We start from the raw sequence: 16,322 nt of genomic DNA, 5'->3' as shown, positions 1-16,322 counted from the left end.
CGTGCGGCGTTCACCGGATCAGCCCGCCATCAATCCAGACCGCGGATGTCGCGGCCCTGGAAATCGGGAAGCTTCCACTGAAATGTCATCGCCAGGACGCGGAACAGGAAGCCGGCACAGAGCGCAGCAACCGAGGCGATGGAGTTGCCGATACCCAGCCACAGCAGGCCGACGTAGAGCACACCCGTGAACAACGCCACCGTGGCGTACAGCTCGCGCTGCAGCACCATCGGCACCTCATTGCACAGGATGTCGCGCAACAGCCCGCCGAATACGCCAGTGATCACACCAGCCAGCACGACGATCGACATATGCACATCCATTTCCATCGCAACGCCGCAACCGATCACCGTGAAAGCCACCAGACCCAGGCCGTCGACCAGCAGAAATACCTGCCGCAGGTGATGCATGTGCCGTGCAACCATCGCCGTGACGATGGCCGCGCCGACGGTGAAGCCGAGATATTCGGGATTGGCGATCCAGCCGATCGGATAGTGCCCGAGCAGTACGTCGCGCGCCGTGCCGCCGCCCAGCGCCGTCACCGTGCCCAGCACGCAAATACCGAACAGGTCCATGCCGCGACGCATGCCCATGATCGCGCCGGACATGGCTTCAGCAGTGATGGCGACCAGATAGATGATATGCAACAGCGTCACGGGGCAACTCCAACAGGGCGGGACAGGCAGAAGATGCGCAATTATGGGGCAGACGCGAACTTAATTGGCATGGCTAAGTAAAAGTAGGCTATACAAATATTTACTTAATCAGCGAGCCACAGCTTGAATCTTGATCCGAAGCAGACCGAAGCCTTCCGAGCGGTAATCAAGACCGGCAGTTTCGAACAGGCTGCGCTACGCCTGCACCTGACACCACCGGCGATTTCACAGCGGGTTCGCGCTCTGGAAAGCGCACTGGGCAATGCATTGGTGGTGCGCAGCCGACCGTGCCGCCCCACCGAGACCGGCCAGCGATTGCTGCAATACCTCAAGCGCGCCAGCATGCTCGAAGCCGACCTGCTTGCGGACCTGGACGAGCGCAGCGACGCGCCGCTAATGGTGGTCGCCGCGCTCAATTCCGACAGCCTGGGAACCTGGTTCTTCCCGGCGCTGGCCGAGGTGCTGATTCGCGAGCACGTGCTGCTGGACCTGACCATCGAAGATCAGGATCACACTTACAACCTGTTGGAAACCGGCCTGGCGATCGGCTGCATCAGCACCGAACCCAAACCGATGCGCGGCTGCACGGCTAGCCCGCTGGGCAGCATGCGCTATCGCCTGGTGGCGTCCCGCGAGTTTTGCCAGCGGTACTTTCCCAACGGGCTGAATCGCAACGCCGCGCGCAAGGCACCCGTGGTCGCCTATACGCGCAAGGACCGCCTTTCTTCATCTTTCCTGCTGCGCCAACTGGGCTTGCCGGAACGCGCCTATCCCTGCCATTACGTGCCCGGCGCCGAGCCCCACTTCAGCGCGATCCGCTACGGCCTGGGTTACGGTATGGTTCCGGAGCTGCTGCTGCACGATGCGCTGGCGCAAAGTGAAGTAGTCGATCTGGCTGCGGAGGCGCCGCTGGATATTCCGCTGTACTGGCATACCTGGAAAGTGCAGTCGCCACGGATGGAAAACCTGTCGCGGCAGATCATCGAAGCGGCGCCTATGATCCTCGCGCGACCGACCGAGCCACGAGCATGACGCGTCGGCCCTGCGCTCGTATCGACGGTTGAGGCACACTAGCGCCCATGAACTGCCCGCCCCAACATCCCGCCTGCTGCTCCCCGCTGAGCGAACATTGGCCACTCCCGCACCCCCTCCCCGGCGTGCACCTGCTCAGCACCCGCTTCGATCCCGGGCTGCTCGATCCCGAGGACTTTACCCGCTGGGGCTTGCCGGCGATGGCCGCGGTGAGCAAACGCCAGACCGAATTTCTCGCCGGCCGCATCTGTGCCTCCGAGGCCCTGCGCAAGGTGACCGGCGTGCCGGGCATTCCCGCCGTTAGCGAGGATCGATCGCCTTGCTGGCCAACCGGCGTGGTTGGCTCCATTACTCACGGTGCCGGCTGGGCCGCAGTCGTCGCGGCGCGAAGCGATCACTGGCGCGGGCTCGGGCTTGATGTGGAAAAACTGCTGCCGGTCACCCGCGCCGACCGTTTGGCCGGAGAGATCCTCACGCCGCGTGAACTGCAAGGCTATGCAGCGCTGGACGACTCACAGCGGGCGCTACGCGTGACGCTGACCTTTTCCATCAAAGAGAGCCTGTTCAAGGCGCTCTATCCGCTGGTTAAAACGCGCTTCTACTTTCAGGAAGCCGAGCTCATCCATCACGACGCCGACGGTCACGCCCGCCTGCGCCTGCTCAGCGATCTCTCGGATGAATGGAAGGCCGGTGCTGAACTCGAGGGCCAATTCGTGCAGTTCGAAGACTATCTGCTGAGCCTGGTCAGCATCCCCGCCTCGTAGGAGCATCGAGCGCAGCGATACCCTTCCTATCGAGCTTGATCGAATAAATTCGACCCAACAAAAACCAACGATGCGCATGATCCAACTGTAGGGACGAACGTGCTCGTCCAGCGGCGTGAAATACCCGGCCCGAGTGAAATTAAGCGGAGCGATGCCCGTCCCGCGAACGCATTGATCACCTCAGCGCAGCGCTCTGCTAATCCGGCCGCCTGCGCGGCCAGACCAGGCTGAAGCGCGCGCCGCCCAATTCGCTATGCCCGATCTGCGAGCGGCCGCCGTGCCAGTATGAAATTCGCCGGACGATGGATAACCCCAACCCATGCCCGCCGGAAGCACGTGTGCGGCTGTCGTCCAGACGCATGAATGGCGCGAATATCTTCTCCCAGGCCTCTTCCGGCACGCCCGAACCGTCGTCGTCAACCACCAGATGTGCGCGCTGGGCGTCAATGATGAAGCTCACCTGAACCCGCGTTGCCGCGTGGCGCATGGCGTTGGTGATCAGGTTGCTCAAGGCGCGACGCAGATAATGAAACTCGGCCTCGGCGACACTGCTGCCATCCTCAGCCGGCACGCACGGTCCGCGCTCGACCAGAACGTCAGGCCGAAGCGGCGCCAGCTCTCCGATCACTTGATCGACCAGAGCACTCAGATCGACCGATTGGAAGGTGAGATCAGGCGATCCGCGCTCGAGACGCGTATAGACCAGCATCTCGTCCACCAGACGATCGAGGTCGTCGATATCGCCATCCATGTCCGCTAGATACCGCGCCCGAGCATCCGCGGTCGGTGCCGAGCCGGCCATCTCCAAGCCGAAACGCAGCCGCGCGACCGGCGTGCGCAGCTCGTGGGCCACCGCGCTGACCATTTCCCGCTGCACGGCCAGGAGGCGCTGCAGGTGGCTGGCCATGCCGTTGAACGCCTTCGCCAGCCGCCCGACCGAATCCGTCCCGGCACCCGGCACACGTGCCTCCAGATTCCCTCCAGCGATGCGCGAGGCGGCGCTTTCCACTTCACGCAGTCGCCGTTCCAGTTGGCGCACCAGCAAATAGACCATCAGCCCGATCAGCGACAGCCCCAGCACGCCGATCAGCACCAGCAATTGCGGCGGGTAAGGGTTCATCGGGTGCAACGGCCCCAACGCCATGATCCAGGGCGTTCCGGAAATAGCGGCGAACACCCGAACGGCCTCGCCGCCACGGACCAGCGCCATTACGGTGTCGCCTTCGTCCAGTCGGCGACGTTGATCGTCATCGAGGCTGGCATTGTCACGGGTCAGCAGCCGCAACTCGTAGCCGAAGCCGCGCGCGTTCTTCAATTCGGCAAGACGCTGAGGTTGTTCAGCTTCGGGATAGCGGATCAGCTCGTCGATCAGTAGATAAATGGTCGCGCGTGCGAGCTGCTCGCTGAGCTGCTCCACCTCACCGGTCAGCACCAGGCGATCCTCGGCGCTGACCAGGGAATAAACCGTCACGCTGTGCGGGCGCATTTGCTCCACCAACACCTGACCGCGCAAGAGCCGGGCTTCCAGGCGGCTCTCCAGGCTGACGTCTTCCAAGGTACGAACTCGCAGCGGAATTCCCAGCAGGCGCCCCCAGAGATTGGCTGCCTGGCGCCGTTCGATGGGTGTCATGCCGCTCATGTTGTGCGCCATCAGGCGAAAGGTCCCGCTGGCGAGCATCTCGCGGTGCCGATCGGCGCGTGCCTCGTTGAGCAGACTTACGCCACCGACGCCCAGCAGCCCGACGAGCACCAGCACGACGAGCACGCCGCCATAGATGCGCAGGAAAATCGAGTTCACTGCAGCGCTTCAGCCGCTTCGGATACGAACAGATAGCCCTTGCCGCGAACCGTTTTGATTAGGCGTGGGTGATCGGGGTCATCGCCGATCTTCGGACGAATGCGCGAAATACGAACGTCAATGGAACGATCCTGCCCGTCGTATTCGATTCCACGCAATTCGGCGAAGATCTGTTCCCGGGACATGATCCGCCCGGGATTGGAGGTCAGCAGCCAGAGCAGATCGAACTCGGCACCGGTCAGCTCGATGCCCTCGCCTCGCAACCAGGCCTCGCGCAGCGCGCTGTCCACGACCAGAGGGCCGTATTGCAGCCGTTTGCTGCTGGCCGCCGCAGCTACTTCAACGCCTTCGCGTCGGCGCAGCAATGCACGAATCCGGGCCAGCAACAGCCGCGGACGCACCGGCTTGCAGACGTAATCATCCGCACCGATCTCCAGACCGAGCACCTGATCGAGATCATCGGCACGGGCGGTGAGCATCAGGATCGGGCCGTCATAGCGATGGCGCACCTTGCGGCAAATGGACAAGCCGTCTTCGCCGGGCAGCATCAGGTCGAGTACCACCAAGTCGGGGCGTTCATCGATGATGCGTCCGGCCGCCAGGGCGCCATCCCCTTCGATGGAAACCCGCAAGCCGTTACCCTCAAGATAGTCGCGGGTCAGCTCGGCCAACCGCTGGTCATCTTCGACAATCAGGATGTTCCAAGACTCTTGATCCACCAACGCGCCCTCCCCCAGACACCGGCCAGCATTGTAGCGTCAGGGCACTTGCAGATGGCAGCGGCAGACGTGCTCCGCTTGACTGCCCGATCCGCGCATAGCCACTCCCATGAAAACGCCTTCGTTTGGCCGGGCTCCGATCAGCGATGAGCGCTACACGTGTGGTAGCGGCTACTTCGCAGCGGCCTTCACATCTCTGCGCCCACGGAGCCCTAGGCAAAAGGCCAGTATTCACGCCCGCTCCGTCAAATCACCCGCCTCGCAGCCGCTAAACGCAATGAATCCGCCTTTGACAAAACACCACATATAGTGTTTTGCATTCAACAGAGCCAGGCATCTGAAAACACACTTGAGCACGCCTTTCATCCGAACCTTGCGTAGCCCCGAAACGGCGCGGGCTGCGCCTCGATCGCGCACAGTTCACCCACATCTTATCCACAGGTTGTTCATTTTGGGCGCCTTGCGCTGTGCCTGAACCCCCACTATCGTGTCGCTCCAGGCGCTTTTAACCCCATATATTGGGTGTCAAAAGACAAACAGACACAAACGCCGAAAAAAGCAAGCTAAATAATTCGCTCTGTTTTGTACCCGGCTCGCGCCCGCACCTGGCGCGATAGATCGCCGCCGCAGATCGCGATGCTGCCGCGTCCAACGTTGATTTTGCTCAAGCCCAGCGGTAGCGCATGCGCCAAACGCATCACACTACATGTTGTGTTTTGAGGTTGTGAACTTCACAACGCCTGACTATGCTTCGGCACATTCGATTCGCCACCCCTGGTGCCGGATCGTTTCCAGTTTTGGGTCACCCATGGGCCGGTTCGCCGGGGCATGGTTCATGCAATACGAAACATGTAATTCGAGACACTCAGTTCGAGAAAAGGCCGCTCATAAAGCAGGCCTGACACTAACGCGTTAGAGACAGAGAGAATCCGGAGACCCCATGCAGAACGAGTCCATTCGCGAGAACCCACACGCCGACAGCACGCTGGACCTGGCCGCCACCGCGCCGGGCCAGCTGCGCGTGATCAAGCGCAACGGTACAGTCGTCCCCTACACCGATGACAAAATCACCGTCGCCATCACCAAGGCGTTTCTCGCAGTGGAAGGCAACAATGCCTCCGCCTCGTCGCGCATCCACGACACCGTGCAGCGCCTGACCGAACAGGTCACCGCTACCTTCAAGCGCCGCATGCCCTCCGGTGGAACCATCCATATCGAAGAAATCCAGGATCAGGTCGAACTGGCCCTGATGCGTTCCGGCGAGCAGAAAGTCGCCCGCGACTACGTCATCTATCGCGAATCCCGCAGCCAGGAGCGCAAGCGCGGCGCGGTCGACGCCCCGGTCGAAGCCCACCCGAGCATCCGCATCAAGCGTGCCGACGGCAGCATGGCGCCGCTGGACCTGGGACGCCTGAACACCATCATCACCGAAGCCTGCGAAGGCCTCGAAGAAGTCGATGGCGCGCTGATCCAGAAAGAAACCCTGAAGAACCTCTACGACGGCGTTGAGCAGACCGACGTCAACACCGCCCTGGTGATGACCGCCCGTACCCTGGTCGAGCGTGAGCCGAACTACTCCTATGTCACTGCTCGCCTGCTGATGGATACCCTGCGCGCCGAGGCCCTGAGCTTCCTGGAAGTCGCCGAGTCCGCCACGCACCACGAAATGGCCGACCTCTACGCCAAGGCCCTGCCCGCCTACGTGGAAAAGGGCGTCGAGTTCGAACTGCTCGACCCGCGCCTGAAGGAATACGACCTGGCCAAGCTGGGCGCCGCGATCAACCACGAGCAGGACCAGCAGTTCACCTACCTCGGCCTGCAGACCCTTTATGACCGCTACTTCATCCACAAGGATGGCGTGCGTTTCGAACTGCCGCAGATCTTCTTCATGCGCGTCGCCATGGGCCTGGCCATCGAGGAAGAACAGCGCGAAGCCCGCGCCATCGAGTTCTACAACCTGCTGTCATCCTTCGACTACATGGCCTCCACGCCGACCCTGTTCAACGCCGGCACCCTGCGTCCGCAGCTGTCCTCCTGCTACCTGACCACCGTGCCGGACGACCTGGGCGGCATCTACGACGCCATCCGCGATAACGCCCTGCTCTCCAAATTCGCCGGCGGCCTGGGCAACGACTGGACGCCAGTGCGCGCACTGGGCGCCTACATCAAGGGCACCAACGGTAAATCCCAGGGCGTCGTGCCCTTCCTGAAGGTAGTCAACGACACAGCCGTTGCGGTCAACCAGGGCGGCAAGCGCAAGGGCGCGGTCTGCGCCTACCTGGAAACCTGGCACCTGGACATCGAGGAATTCCTCGAGCTGCGCAAGAACACCGGTGACGACCGTCGCCGTACCCACGACATGAACACCGCCAACTGGATTCCGGACCTGTTCATGAAGCGCGTCTTCGACGACGGCAAGTGGACCCTGTTCTCGCCAAGCGAAGTACCCGATCTGCACGACCTCACCGGCAAGGCCTTCGAGGAGCGCTACGAGTACTACGAAGCCCTGATCGAATACGGCAAGATCAAGAACTACAAAACCCTGCAGGCCAAAGACCTGTGGCGCAAGATGCTGTCCATGCTGTTCGAAACCGGCCACCCATGGCTGACCTTCAAGGACCCGTGCAACCTGCGTAGCCCGCAGCAGCACGTCGGCGTGGTGCACAGCTCCAACCTCTGCACCGAGATCACGCTGAATACCAACAAGGACGAGATCGCCGTCTGCAACCTGGGCTCGATCAACCTGCCGCGCCACATCGTCGACGGCAAGCTCGACACCGCCAAGCTGGAGCGCACCGTGCGCACCGCCGTGCGGATGCTCGATAACGTCATCGACATCAACTACTACTCGGTTCCGCAGGCGAAGAACTCCAACTTCAAGCACCGCCCGGTGGGCCTGGGCATCATGGGCTTCCAGGACGCGCTGTACCTGCAGCACATCCCCTACGGTTCCGATGCCGCCATCGACTTCGCCGACAAGTCCATGGAAGCGGTCAGCTACTACGCCATCCAGGCCTCCTGCGACCTGGCCGACGAGCGCGGCGCCTACGAAACCTTCCAGGGTTCGCTGTGGAGCCAGGGCATCCTGCCGCTGGACTCGCAGCAGATCCTCATCGAAGCGCGTGGCCAGAAGTACATCGACGTCGACCTGACCGAGTCCCTGGACTGGGCTCCAGTTCGCGCCCGCGTCAAGAACGGCATCCGTAACTCCAACATCATGGCCATCGCACCGACCGCGACCATCGCCAACATCACCGGCGTATCGCAGTCCATCGAGCCGACCTACCAGAACCTGTACGTGAAATCGAACCTCTCGGGCGAATTCACCGTGATCAACCCCTACCTGGTTCGCGACCTCAAGGCACGCGGCCTGTGGGACGCGGTCATGATCAACGACCTCAAGTACTACGACGGTTCGGTGCAGCAGATCGAGCGCATCCCGCAGGAGTTGAAAGACCTCTACGCGACCGCCTTCGAAGTGGAAACCAAGTGGATCGTCGACGCCGCCAGCCGCCGCCAGAAGTGGATCGACCAGGCCCAGTCGCTGAACCTCTACATCGCCGGCGCCTCGGGCAAGAAGCTGGACGTGACCTACCGCATGGCCTGGTACCGTGGCCTGAAAACCACCTACTACCTCCGTGCCCTGGCCGCGACCAGCACCGAGAAGTCCACCGTCAACACCGGCAAGCTCAACGCCGTGTCCAGCGGTGGCAATAGCGGCAACAGCGCCGCACCGGCGAAAGCCGCGCCAGCCCCAGAAATGTCCGCCGGCCCGGCACCGGTCCCAAAGGCGTGTGCGATCGATGAGCCCGACTGCGAAGCCTGCCAGTGACACCGATACTTATGTAAACGTATACATTCAACCAGATCTACTATCTAGAACCCCTGCAAACGCTATGCATTAGTCGTTTACAGGGGGTATAGACAGAATCTACAATCCTAGCCATTACACCAGATGACTAGGAAACGTATACTTTGCAAGCCTTCTCCATTCGTTCATTCACTGCTTCGGATGGAGTAGAGATGGCTGTCTTGGTTGATGACCAAGGCAGCCCCCTCTTCCTCCCCAACGTCTATGCGACGTTCCATTACCGCGATAACGGTTCTTCTTCAGCAACGATCAAGAAAGCGCTCAGAACGCTTGGCATGGCCTATCTGTGGGCCTCCGCCAGAAAGCTTGATCTGCATGCAGCCATCAGCTCAGAAGCCTTCCTATCCATTGAGCAGTGCGAGGATCTGGCCTTCTTCCTTCGCCTGGACAGACCATCGCAAGACCGCGAGCTGGCCTTGAGTATGGAAGAGTTACCATCGCGGGTTGTTCGGCTTGAGCAGGTGCGTGGTGGGTTCCATCAGAAAGCCTCAGAGCGCACTGCTTGCTCTGCCGAGGAAGGTGCCTATCGAATCCGTATCGTTGCAGCCTTCCTTGAGTATCAGCTGGAAAAGGTTGAGCAAGGCCTGCCACGCCCAGCTCCAGGCACAGCGAAGGATGAGGCTGTACACCCCTCCATACGCCGACTGAAGGCGCTGATTCCCAGCGTCGGCAATGCGGATGAGAGCGACGCACTGGAGGGCATGGATGAGGTCACGATGGCGTTCGCAGACGAGATATTCGACCCTTCCGCCGAGATCAACCCATTCAGCACAGACTTCATCAAGCACCGTAACCACCTGGTGTACCGGATGCTGTCCGACAACGGCATGCGCCGAAGTGAACTGCGCTTCGTGAAGGTCGAAGACGTCAACTACGCCAACAAGCGCGTGCGCATTCGAGTCTCTAAGACCCAAGCCCGCACCGTTCCAATCTCCAGTGCGACTGCGCTCGCCTTTCACCATTTCGTCCTTCAGCACTGGTCGAAAATCCCTGCCAGGCAGCGGGCCCACGGCTACCTCTTTACCACCGCAGAGGGGCGCCACATCTGCGCGGACACGATCAATCTCATCTTCAGGACGGCCAGGAAGAAGGCCCACGAGCTGCCTGAAGACTTTGCACCGCACGCGCTAAGACGGACATGGAATGACAGGTTCAGCACAAAGGTTGATAAGGCCCCGCCTGAGAAGCGCATATCCAAGAACGAAGAGGAGCAGGTAAGGAACCGCCTGATGGGGTGGAAGAAAGACTCTCAGATGAGTGCTCGCTACTCTCGCAGAACCATCAGAGTGAAATCTGACCAAATTGCAGAAGAACTAGCCAACGAAATAGCGGCAGGCAAAAAGAAAGATGATGAATAACGAACTGCTAGCTCAACGAAGTGAAGCCGCAGCCCCCACAGAAAACACGCTGGTTTTACTGGATGGCAGGGTAGTTACTGTAAAGATGGGTGAATCGTTTCGCATACACAACAGCGATGGCGTCCCAGTGCTTCTGCACTTCGAGATTCTTTATGAAGGCAATCCCTTTCATCATTCATTGTTCAAGGTGATGTGCGGAACTCTTTCAACGCACAGCCTGAAATACAACTCTACTATTACGGTTGCACTTCTGCATTGGCTCTCGACAGAGGATTGCGGGCAGGAATGGATCATTCAGCTTAGACATGTCAGCCTAATATCAAAGATACCCACCTACATTGCCTTTATCGTTCCGACACTGCGACGAATTAAAGATCAGCGCCTGAATGGGATGTCACCAGAGGTTATTGACTTCCTAAACAACAACCACAAGTGGGAAGAAAAAAATAATGGCGCCTATTTCACACTCATCACAAACGACCCTGTAAGCGGTGCCTTAACCGATCAAGAGCTGAGCAGCATTCATGGCGAGCTAAACTACGCGTACTCTCAGGGCACAGTAAACCAGGAAGAATATACTCTTGCCTGGTTCTTTATAGGCACTGGCGTTCGTCCTGTGCAAGTTTCGCGCATGGTCAGATCTGATGTGCAGATTTCTGAAGGAGCCGAGGGCAAAGAGGTTACTTTGCGCATCCCTCTTGCCAAAGGTGAAGGCGGTGGCAAAACAGAATACTGGCTGAGACGCGCCCCTACCGTTCTGGCTGAGTGCTTAATCAACTACCTAGAGAGCAAAAACGATGAATCCAACGAATCGAAGCTCTTTGATGGCGCGCCAGACGCTATTGGCAAGCGACTAATTAAAACACTGAGCCGATTGAATACCTATTCAAATCGACTGGAGCAAAGAGTCCCTATCACCCCTTACCGCTTCCGGTACACCCTAGCTACACGAGCCTTAGCCCATGGCGCATCCGACTTTGAAGTGGCAAGGCTCCTGACGCACAGGAGCACAAGCTGCATCCAGTTCTACCGCGCCTCCATGCCTCAGCTCCAGAACCCCATCCGCGAGGCTATTGGGAAGGAGATGGAGTTCTTTGCAAGGGCCTTCCAGGGGCGCCTCATCACATCCCTCGACGAGTCGACGCGAGCTGGTGACGATACCTCAGTCATTGCTGACTTCCTGCGACTTACGGGCCAGACAGTGGGCGCTTGCGGCACCCGCGCTGAGTGTCATCAAAATGCGCCCATTGCGTGCCTGTACTGCCATCACTTTGAGCCCCTGATCGACGCCCCATGGGAGACACTGATGGCCTCGCTGAAGGCCGATCAAGACATGGAAAAGGATGATCGGATTCGCGAGATCAACCACAACGCTATGTCGGCCATTAACGAAATCATTATCGCCCGCGATTCAAAGCGCTCCACGACGGATGACAATAACAATGGGTGAGTTGATTTATTTTTCTGGCAAGGCCGACCTTACAGCCAATCAGAACTTGAGCGACTTCAATCGCCATGCGATAGATAACTGTCCGTTTGTAAACATTGTTTGGGCGGATAATAGCTGGGATATCTCGACCTTTCTGATTGGGCGCAACCAGGGTCGGACTAAGAAGATCGCCCACTTCAAATCGCTAAGGGATGAGTCGGGCAACAAATCCAAGGTCGAGACACCCTTTGATATGCCGTTCCTTGAGTTCGCCAAATCCACCTTTAGCGAAATCATGAGGCGCTTTAAGCTTCAAGAATACAGGCGTTTTCTTTATGCCCTGCAAGCCATCGAGCAAGCTTTGCTTGATGCCAATTTGGAACCATGCGTAACGAGGGTAAACGCCAACATATTGGATGAAGCGTCGAATCTTCTCCGGGATCGCTTTAAGGATGCGTGGACGGTTGGTAGGTGCCTAGAGCGCATTGTCAATGACATCATCATTCCGGCAAGACTGGTTAACCATAACCTCTCTTGGAAGTCGTCGATCCAATACCAGCAACCAACACGAAATGATCGACTTGATCCGACCATGCGAGAGGAGAACACCTCTAAACTCCCTAACATTCAGTCGATTCTGGACTTGGCAAAAATCCACCATGAATCTAAAAGCCTGCCTGACAACATCGTCACAGGGTTTGTTTCGCTGGCAATGTTTGCACCTAGCCGGGTATCAGAAATACTGACACTTCCCGTCGATTGCATTACATCTGCGCAGGGCAATGACGGAGAGATGATGGGGATATCATGGAGGCCCGCAAAAGGCGGCTCTCCAATGACCAAGTTCTCTACTTCGGATGCTTCGGAAGATATCGCCAGAGCGGCTGTGAAGTTCTTCACTGAACTGGGTGCAAGTGCCCGCGTAGCAGCGAAGTGGTATGCGGAAAACCCCGGCCAGCTTTACCTGCCTCCTGGCCTTGAACACCTGCGAGGCCAGCCGCTTACGCTGCGGGAGGCGAGCCTTATCCTAGGCCGGCAAACCACTATCCAGAGCGGCCATGCCAGAAGGGTTGGCCTAGAGCCATTGGGCCAGAAAACCCATGATCCTGAGCGCGTGGATGAGCTGAGCGGCACTCGTGGCACCTCCCTGTTTAGCTGGGACTCCTTGGAGAAAACTGTTCTGACGAAGCTGCCAGCCACGTTCCCAATTCTGGATGGGGAGTCAGGTCTGATGTGGCATGAGGCGCTGTTCCTGATTCCTGAGCACGCACTAAGGCCAAATGTAGAGGCCTTCATGAACGTGCCCTCAACCATTACCACCAACATGCTGAACAACCAGCTGGGAGCCAACCCAGCCGGGGTAACCGTGTTCTCGCGCAATGGCATGACGCACAAGGATGGCAGCCCTATCGCCATCACGACGCACCAGTTCAGACACCTGCTGAACACCCTGGCCCAGTCCAAGCACCTGTCGGAATCCCTGATTGCCTTCTGGTCTGGACGCAAGCACATCACCCAGAACGCCTGGTACGACCATCTGCCACAGGAAGCCTTCATTGAGGCCTACACCAAGCTCGGCGATAACGCTCCTGAATTGAGCGTGCAAGGGCCCATCGCAGATAAAGCTAGGGCCATGGCCGAGAACAACGGCCTAACGCAGAGCCAGGCCCTCAAGATCGAACTGGGAGCCATCCATAGCACCCGGTACGGCATCTGCCGACACGACTACGCGCTGACGCCTTGCCCGAAGGACAAGGACTGCACCATGTGCGGAGAACATGCCGTGGTGAAAGGGGAACCGAAGCATCTGGCTGAGGCGAGATACCAGACGGAGATCCATGAGAAAGCCCTCCAGATGGCCCTGCAAGCCTTGGCGAACGGGGAGCCTGGGGCATCCCGCTGGATCAAGCACAACGAAGGCCGCCTGCAACGCTGGAGGCTTGTCCTGGAGCTCCTGACAGACCCTGATACCCCGGATGGCACGCTCATCACACTTCCCCCTCCTGAGCACTCTCAGTCCAAGACTGGGCTTGCTCAGGCGGTACGTATAGTCAACGCCGTTGAGCCTGACGATGAATCTGCTGACGACTTGAACACCCTGCTTGAATTGGAGTTCTTCTAAATGGGTGCCCCTAAGCTCACCGACAAAGACATTGAGAAGGCTGTCCTGCTGCTTGATGGATGGTCAGGCAAGCTAACCTGGGATCGCTATCTAGCCGTGCTGGCAGTAGAGATAGGACACACCTACACCAAGGTGGCCATGCTGCGTCAGCCAAGGATTAAAGCAGCCTGGGATCTGGCCAAAGACAGGGTGCATGAGAGCGCCCCTCGCGGCGGCTATGGCAATGTCGCCATGTCCCTCTCCGCAGAGCGGGTACGCGAACTAGAGAGGCGCGTAGAGCGCCTTACGCTTGAAAACAATCAACTGCTTGAGCAATTCGTCCGCTGGGCGCACAACGCAACCCGTCGAGGTCTATCCCTGACAGACCTCGACAAGCCTTTGCCGCTCGCTGAGAAGAAGGCCACCAAGTAGGGCTCTTACGCACGCAGAAAGGTCAGGCACGAATATTCCGCAGATTGAGCCCGCTCACATGCTGGCTCAGTGAATAGGCGACGCTTCCTGCCTGATACGACAGCCTCTGAACGGCAAGAAGCTGCCGGTAGACAGCTCCTTGATAAATGCGTCAGCCGGGCGAGATTGACGCTCAAACCCCAGGCGCACGGTCTCTGGCGCCTCGACCTAGCCAGGCTTCCTGCGGCATAAAGATGAGCGATAAAAGCTTCGCAAACTGACGACCTGATCGAGCCTTTAACCACCCCTAAGCTCGTTATGCTCTCTGACAATTTGTTCTAAAAGTTTCTCTGGCATCACTCCTTCGTAGCTACTGAACGAGTCGAGTAGCACTGTGAGGGGATGCACTCCCATTACCTCGGCTATCTCTATCAGCTTCTCGACCGTAATCCCTATCACTCCTCTCTCGAGCTCCGACATGTGCGTCCGGCTGCTGACGGACGTGAACGCCTCTTGAGTGAGCCCGCGAGCTTTGCGAACTCTCCGCAAGCTCAAGCCCAGCGCCTGCCTGTACTCCATCCCAATCTTCCCATTGCACAAAAGGAAGGATGGAGCCAGAATGAGTGCAATTGCACTACAAGGTATTGCACTCATTATCCGGAGCTGTCTAATGTTCAAAACCCACGAGAGCGCCTACTACAACCTAGCGCCCGTGTATGGGCCCGACCATCATCACTGGAGGCTCGTTGAGCGCGAAATCTCGAGCCCGTGGCTTCACGCAACGGTGAAGGTGACAGAGGGTGGCATTGAATACACAAAGACCGTCATGCCCAATGACCTGACTACTTTCCTTGAAATGGCCAACTTGAAAACTCCTGATGCACGCATCGGCGAGCTTCAGCTGATGAGCCCAGCGTGGATGAACGGCGCGGGACGGTGGCTGCTTGAACCTATCAGACAAATTGACATAGCCAGATCAGTCGACAACGAGCTGATCCATATCTATGTGACGCATGAAGGTAAGAACTACTACGACCCTTCGCGGACGCCAGCTGAAATTCTGGAGCTGACAAACCAGAAAACCGTGTATTACACAAATCTCAGCTGACTCGAGCACACATGTTGAACACGACCTTGATTCCAGAGACACATCGGTCGATTTCGCCTTATGCAAAACGACAGCTGGCCTATGCTTTGAAGTCGAGCTATCCGGTTCCGGTGACGGGCTTTCTAGTAGATGCGTTTGTGATAGCTAACGCCGCTGTTGGGATCAGCTATCAACATGCCCGAAGGGAAAGTACGGGGCGGTTTGCCGACGGCCATCTAATACGAACATCCGACATCATCGGCCTGCGCCGTAGTGACGACCGATGGCTTATAAAAACAGTCAACTCATTGTACGTCGTGGTTACCTTTAAGCGGCACGTTGGACTCCCCTCGCTTATGGCTCTTCAGCGCCTGATGAAGTCGAGCATCGTTATGACATCCAGACAGCTTCACTAGATGCCTTTCAAATCACTACGAGATACGCCATGAAGCTCGAATTTCTGGACATTAGTGGAAACCAAAAAGCACTCGAAATCGCAGATTTCCTGTATGGCAAAGCTCCCACAATCAACGGCACCGATCTGAGCCGGGACGAAATCGTGCACGAGTTACACAGGCGAAATACAAAGAAGCAGTACTGCCTGGTCAAGAACTGGACTCTCGTCGAGTTAGAGATGTCGGATGAAGCGCGTCAGCAAATTGAAGCTGACGGATTCGTAGCTCGGCTTATCCACGCTAATGAAGTAGTCGAAGACTCAGCTGGACGTTTTCCACCGGGTTATTGGGTGAGGAGCTCCTTGCAGCAGAGGTATGAAGGCGATGGCTTTTTCGAGACCAGGAGCACCATTTACGTCCTGCTTGGCGTTGGTCGCTACAAGAAAGTGCGCGATGACATCGTCTATAGCATTCGCCCGTAAACCGGAGGCAATGCATGAGCGACACGAACAGGACTGCGGTTTGCCACGACGCAGGTGATGGTAGCGGCGACTTGATCGTGGAGATTCCTCCAGAGGTGCTTGAGGCAATGGGATTGCGGCTTGGAGACAAGCTAAACCTCGAGCTTGTCGGGAAGGATTTAGTGCTTACACCCATTCGGGATAGTTCTCAGGGCGCCTGAAGGTGCATTGCAGAGAGCT

The 16,322-nt window shown here is 58.2% G+C and carries 14 protein-coding genes; 10 read left to right on the top strand and 4 right to left on the bottom strand.

Annotated features, from left to right (window positions below; genetic code table 11):
* Positions 1-29: 29 nt before the first annotated feature.
* Positions 30-656 carry a trimeric intracellular cation channel family protein gene (locus GYM54_RS20720; RefSeq protein WP_197444511.1) on the bottom strand — a complete coding sequence of 209 codons (627 nt, stop codon included), beginning with the start codon at positions 654-656 and terminating at the stop codon, positions 30-32.
* Positions 657-779: 123 nt separating this feature from the next.
* On the opposite strand from GYM54_RS20720, the gene GYM54_RS20715 reads away from it, so the two are divergent.
* Both GYM54_RS20715 and GYM54_RS20710 read left to right on the top strand, forming a co-directional pair.
* Positions 780-1,688: an HTH-type transcriptional regulator ArgP gene (locus GYM54_RS20715; protein WP_197444510.1), complete on the top strand. Its 909-nt coding sequence runs from the start codon at positions 780-782 to the stop codon at positions 1,686-1,688.
* 47 nt (positions 1,689-1,735) lie between these two features.
* On the top strand, positions 1,736-2,452 hold the full coding sequence (locus tag GYM54_RS20710; protein WP_197444509.1) for a 4'-phosphopantetheinyl transferase: 717 nt from the start codon (positions 1,736-1,738) through the stop codon (positions 2,450-2,452).
* Between the two features lie 196 nt (positions 2,453-2,648).
* On the opposite strand, the gene GYM54_RS20705 is transcribed toward GYM54_RS20710, so the two are convergent.
* Together GYM54_RS20705 and GYM54_RS20700 are read right to left on the bottom strand one after the other, a co-directional pair.
* Positions 2,649-4,250: an ATP-binding protein gene (locus GYM54_RS20705; protein WP_197444508.1), complete on the bottom strand. Its 1,602-nt coding sequence runs from the start codon at positions 4,248-4,250 to the stop codon at positions 2,649-2,651.
* On the bottom strand, positions 4,247-4,969 hold the full coding sequence (locus tag GYM54_RS20700) for a winged helix-turn-helix domain-containing protein (RefSeq protein WP_197444507.1): 723 nt from the start codon (positions 4,967-4,969) through the stop codon (positions 4,247-4,249). Before GYM54_RS20700 ends, GYM54_RS20705 begins: the two co-directional genes overlap by 4 nt.
* Positions 4,970-5,909: 940 nt before the next feature.
* Between GYM54_RS20700 and GYM54_RS20695 the strand changes: the two genes are divergently transcribed.
* The 5 genes from GYM54_RS20695 to GYM54_RS20675 all read left to right on the top strand — a co-directional run bounded on the left by GYM54_RS20695 (position 5,910) and on the right by GYM54_RS20675 (position 14,160).
* Positions 5,910-8,801: a ribonucleoside-diphosphate reductase subunit alpha gene (locus tag GYM54_RS20695; protein WP_197444506.1), complete on the top strand. Its 2,892-nt coding sequence runs from the start codon at positions 5,910-5,912 to the stop codon at positions 8,799-8,801.
* 191 nt (positions 8,802-8,992) lie between these two features.
* Entirely contained in the window at positions 8,993-10,198 is a 1,206-nt protein-coding gene (locus GYM54_RS20690) for a tyrosine-type recombinase/integrase (RefSeq protein ID WP_197444505.1), read from the top strand.
* Positions 10,191-11,648: a site-specific integrase gene (locus tag GYM54_RS20685; RefSeq protein WP_197444504.1), complete on the top strand. Its 1,458-nt coding sequence runs from the start codon at positions 10,191-10,193 to the stop codon at positions 11,646-11,648. Before GYM54_RS20690 ends, GYM54_RS20685 begins: the two co-directional genes overlap by 8 nt.
* Positions 11,641-13,749, top strand: a complete 2,109-nt coding sequence (locus GYM54_RS20680; RefSeq protein WP_197444503.1) for a hypothetical protein — start codon at positions 11,641-11,643, stop codon at positions 13,747-13,749. The genes GYM54_RS20685 and GYM54_RS20680 overlap by 8 nt, the downstream gene beginning before the upstream one ends.
* On the top strand, positions 13,750-14,160 hold the full coding sequence (locus tag GYM54_RS20675) for a hypothetical protein (RefSeq protein ID WP_197444502.1): 411 nt from the start codon (positions 13,750-13,752) through the stop codon (positions 14,158-14,160).
* Positions 14,161-14,436: 276 nt separating this feature from the next.
* On the opposite strand, the gene GYM54_RS20670 is transcribed toward GYM54_RS20675, so the two are convergent.
* Positions 14,437-14,718, bottom strand: a complete 282-nt coding sequence (locus GYM54_RS20670) for a helix-turn-helix domain-containing protein (protein WP_125862778.1) — start codon at positions 14,716-14,718, stop codon at positions 14,437-14,439.
* A gap of 91 nt (positions 14,719-14,809) precedes the next feature.
* On the opposite strand from GYM54_RS20670, the gene GYM54_RS20665 reads away from it, so the two are divergent.
* The 3 genes from GYM54_RS20665 (at position 14,810) to GYM54_RS20655 (ending at position 16,303) form a co-directional block, all read left to right on the top strand.
* On the top strand, positions 14,810-15,247 hold the full coding sequence (locus GYM54_RS20665) for a hypothetical protein (RefSeq protein ID WP_197444501.1): 438 nt from the start codon (positions 14,810-14,812) through the stop codon (positions 15,245-15,247).
* Positions 15,248-15,671: 424 nt separating this feature from the next.
* On the top strand, positions 15,672-16,103 hold the full coding sequence (locus GYM54_RS20660; RefSeq protein ID WP_197444500.1) for a hypothetical protein: 432 nt from the start codon (positions 15,672-15,674) through the stop codon (positions 16,101-16,103).
* 14 nt (positions 16,104-16,117) lie between these two features.
* On the top strand, positions 16,118-16,303 hold the full coding sequence (locus GYM54_RS20655; protein WP_219232603.1) for an AbrB/MazE/SpoVT family DNA-binding domain-containing protein: 186 nt from the start codon (positions 16,118-16,120) through the stop codon (positions 16,301-16,303).
* Positions 16,304-16,322 lie beyond the last annotated feature (19 nt).

Source organism: Pseudomonas sp. MTM4 (assembly GCF_019355055.1).
Lineage (GTDB): Bacteria > Pseudomonadota > Gammaproteobacteria > Pseudomonadales > Pseudomonadaceae > Stutzerimonas.
Note: the sequence above shows the minus strand (reverse complement) of the source record. Positions and strands in the feature narration are given on the sequence as shown.

Coding starts and splice junctions, on each gene's coding strand:
- GYM54_RS20675 (WP_197444502.1), top strand. CDS start 13,750: ATGGGTGCCCCTAAGCTCACCGACAAAGACATTGAGAAGGCTGTCCTG.
- GYM54_RS20685 (WP_197444504.1), top strand. CDS start 10,191: ATGAATAACGAACTGCTAGCTCAACGAAGTGAAGCCGCAGCCCCCACA.
- GYM54_RS20690 (WP_197444505.1), top strand. CDS start 8,993: ATGGCTGTCTTGGTTGATGACCAAGGCAGCCCCCTCTTCCTCCCCAAC.
- GYM54_RS20665 (WP_197444501.1), top strand. CDS start 14,810: ATGTTCAAAACCCACGAGAGCGCCTACTACAACCTAGCGCCCGTGTAT.
- GYM54_RS20655 (WP_219232603.1), top strand. CDS start 16,118: ATGAGCGACACGAACAGGACTGCGGTTTGCCACGACGCAGGTGATGGT.
- GYM54_RS20660 (WP_197444500.1), top strand. CDS start 15,672: ATGAAGCTCGAATTTCTGGACATTAGTGGAAACCAAAAAGCACTCGAA.
- GYM54_RS20695 (WP_197444506.1), top strand. CDS start 5,910: ATGCAGAACGAGTCCATTCGCGAGAACCCACACGCCGACAGCACGCTG.
- GYM54_RS20680 (WP_197444503.1), top strand. CDS start 11,641: ATGGGTGAGTTGATTTATTTTTCTGGCAAGGCCGACCTTACAGCCAAT.
- GYM54_RS20670 (WP_125862778.1), bottom strand. CDS start 14,718: ATGGAGTACAGGCAGGCGCTGGGCTTGAGCTTGCGGAGAGTTCGCAAA.
- GYM54_RS20710 (WP_197444509.1), top strand. CDS start 1,736: ATGAACTGCCCGCCCCAACATCCCGCCTGCTGCTCCCCGCTGAGCGAA.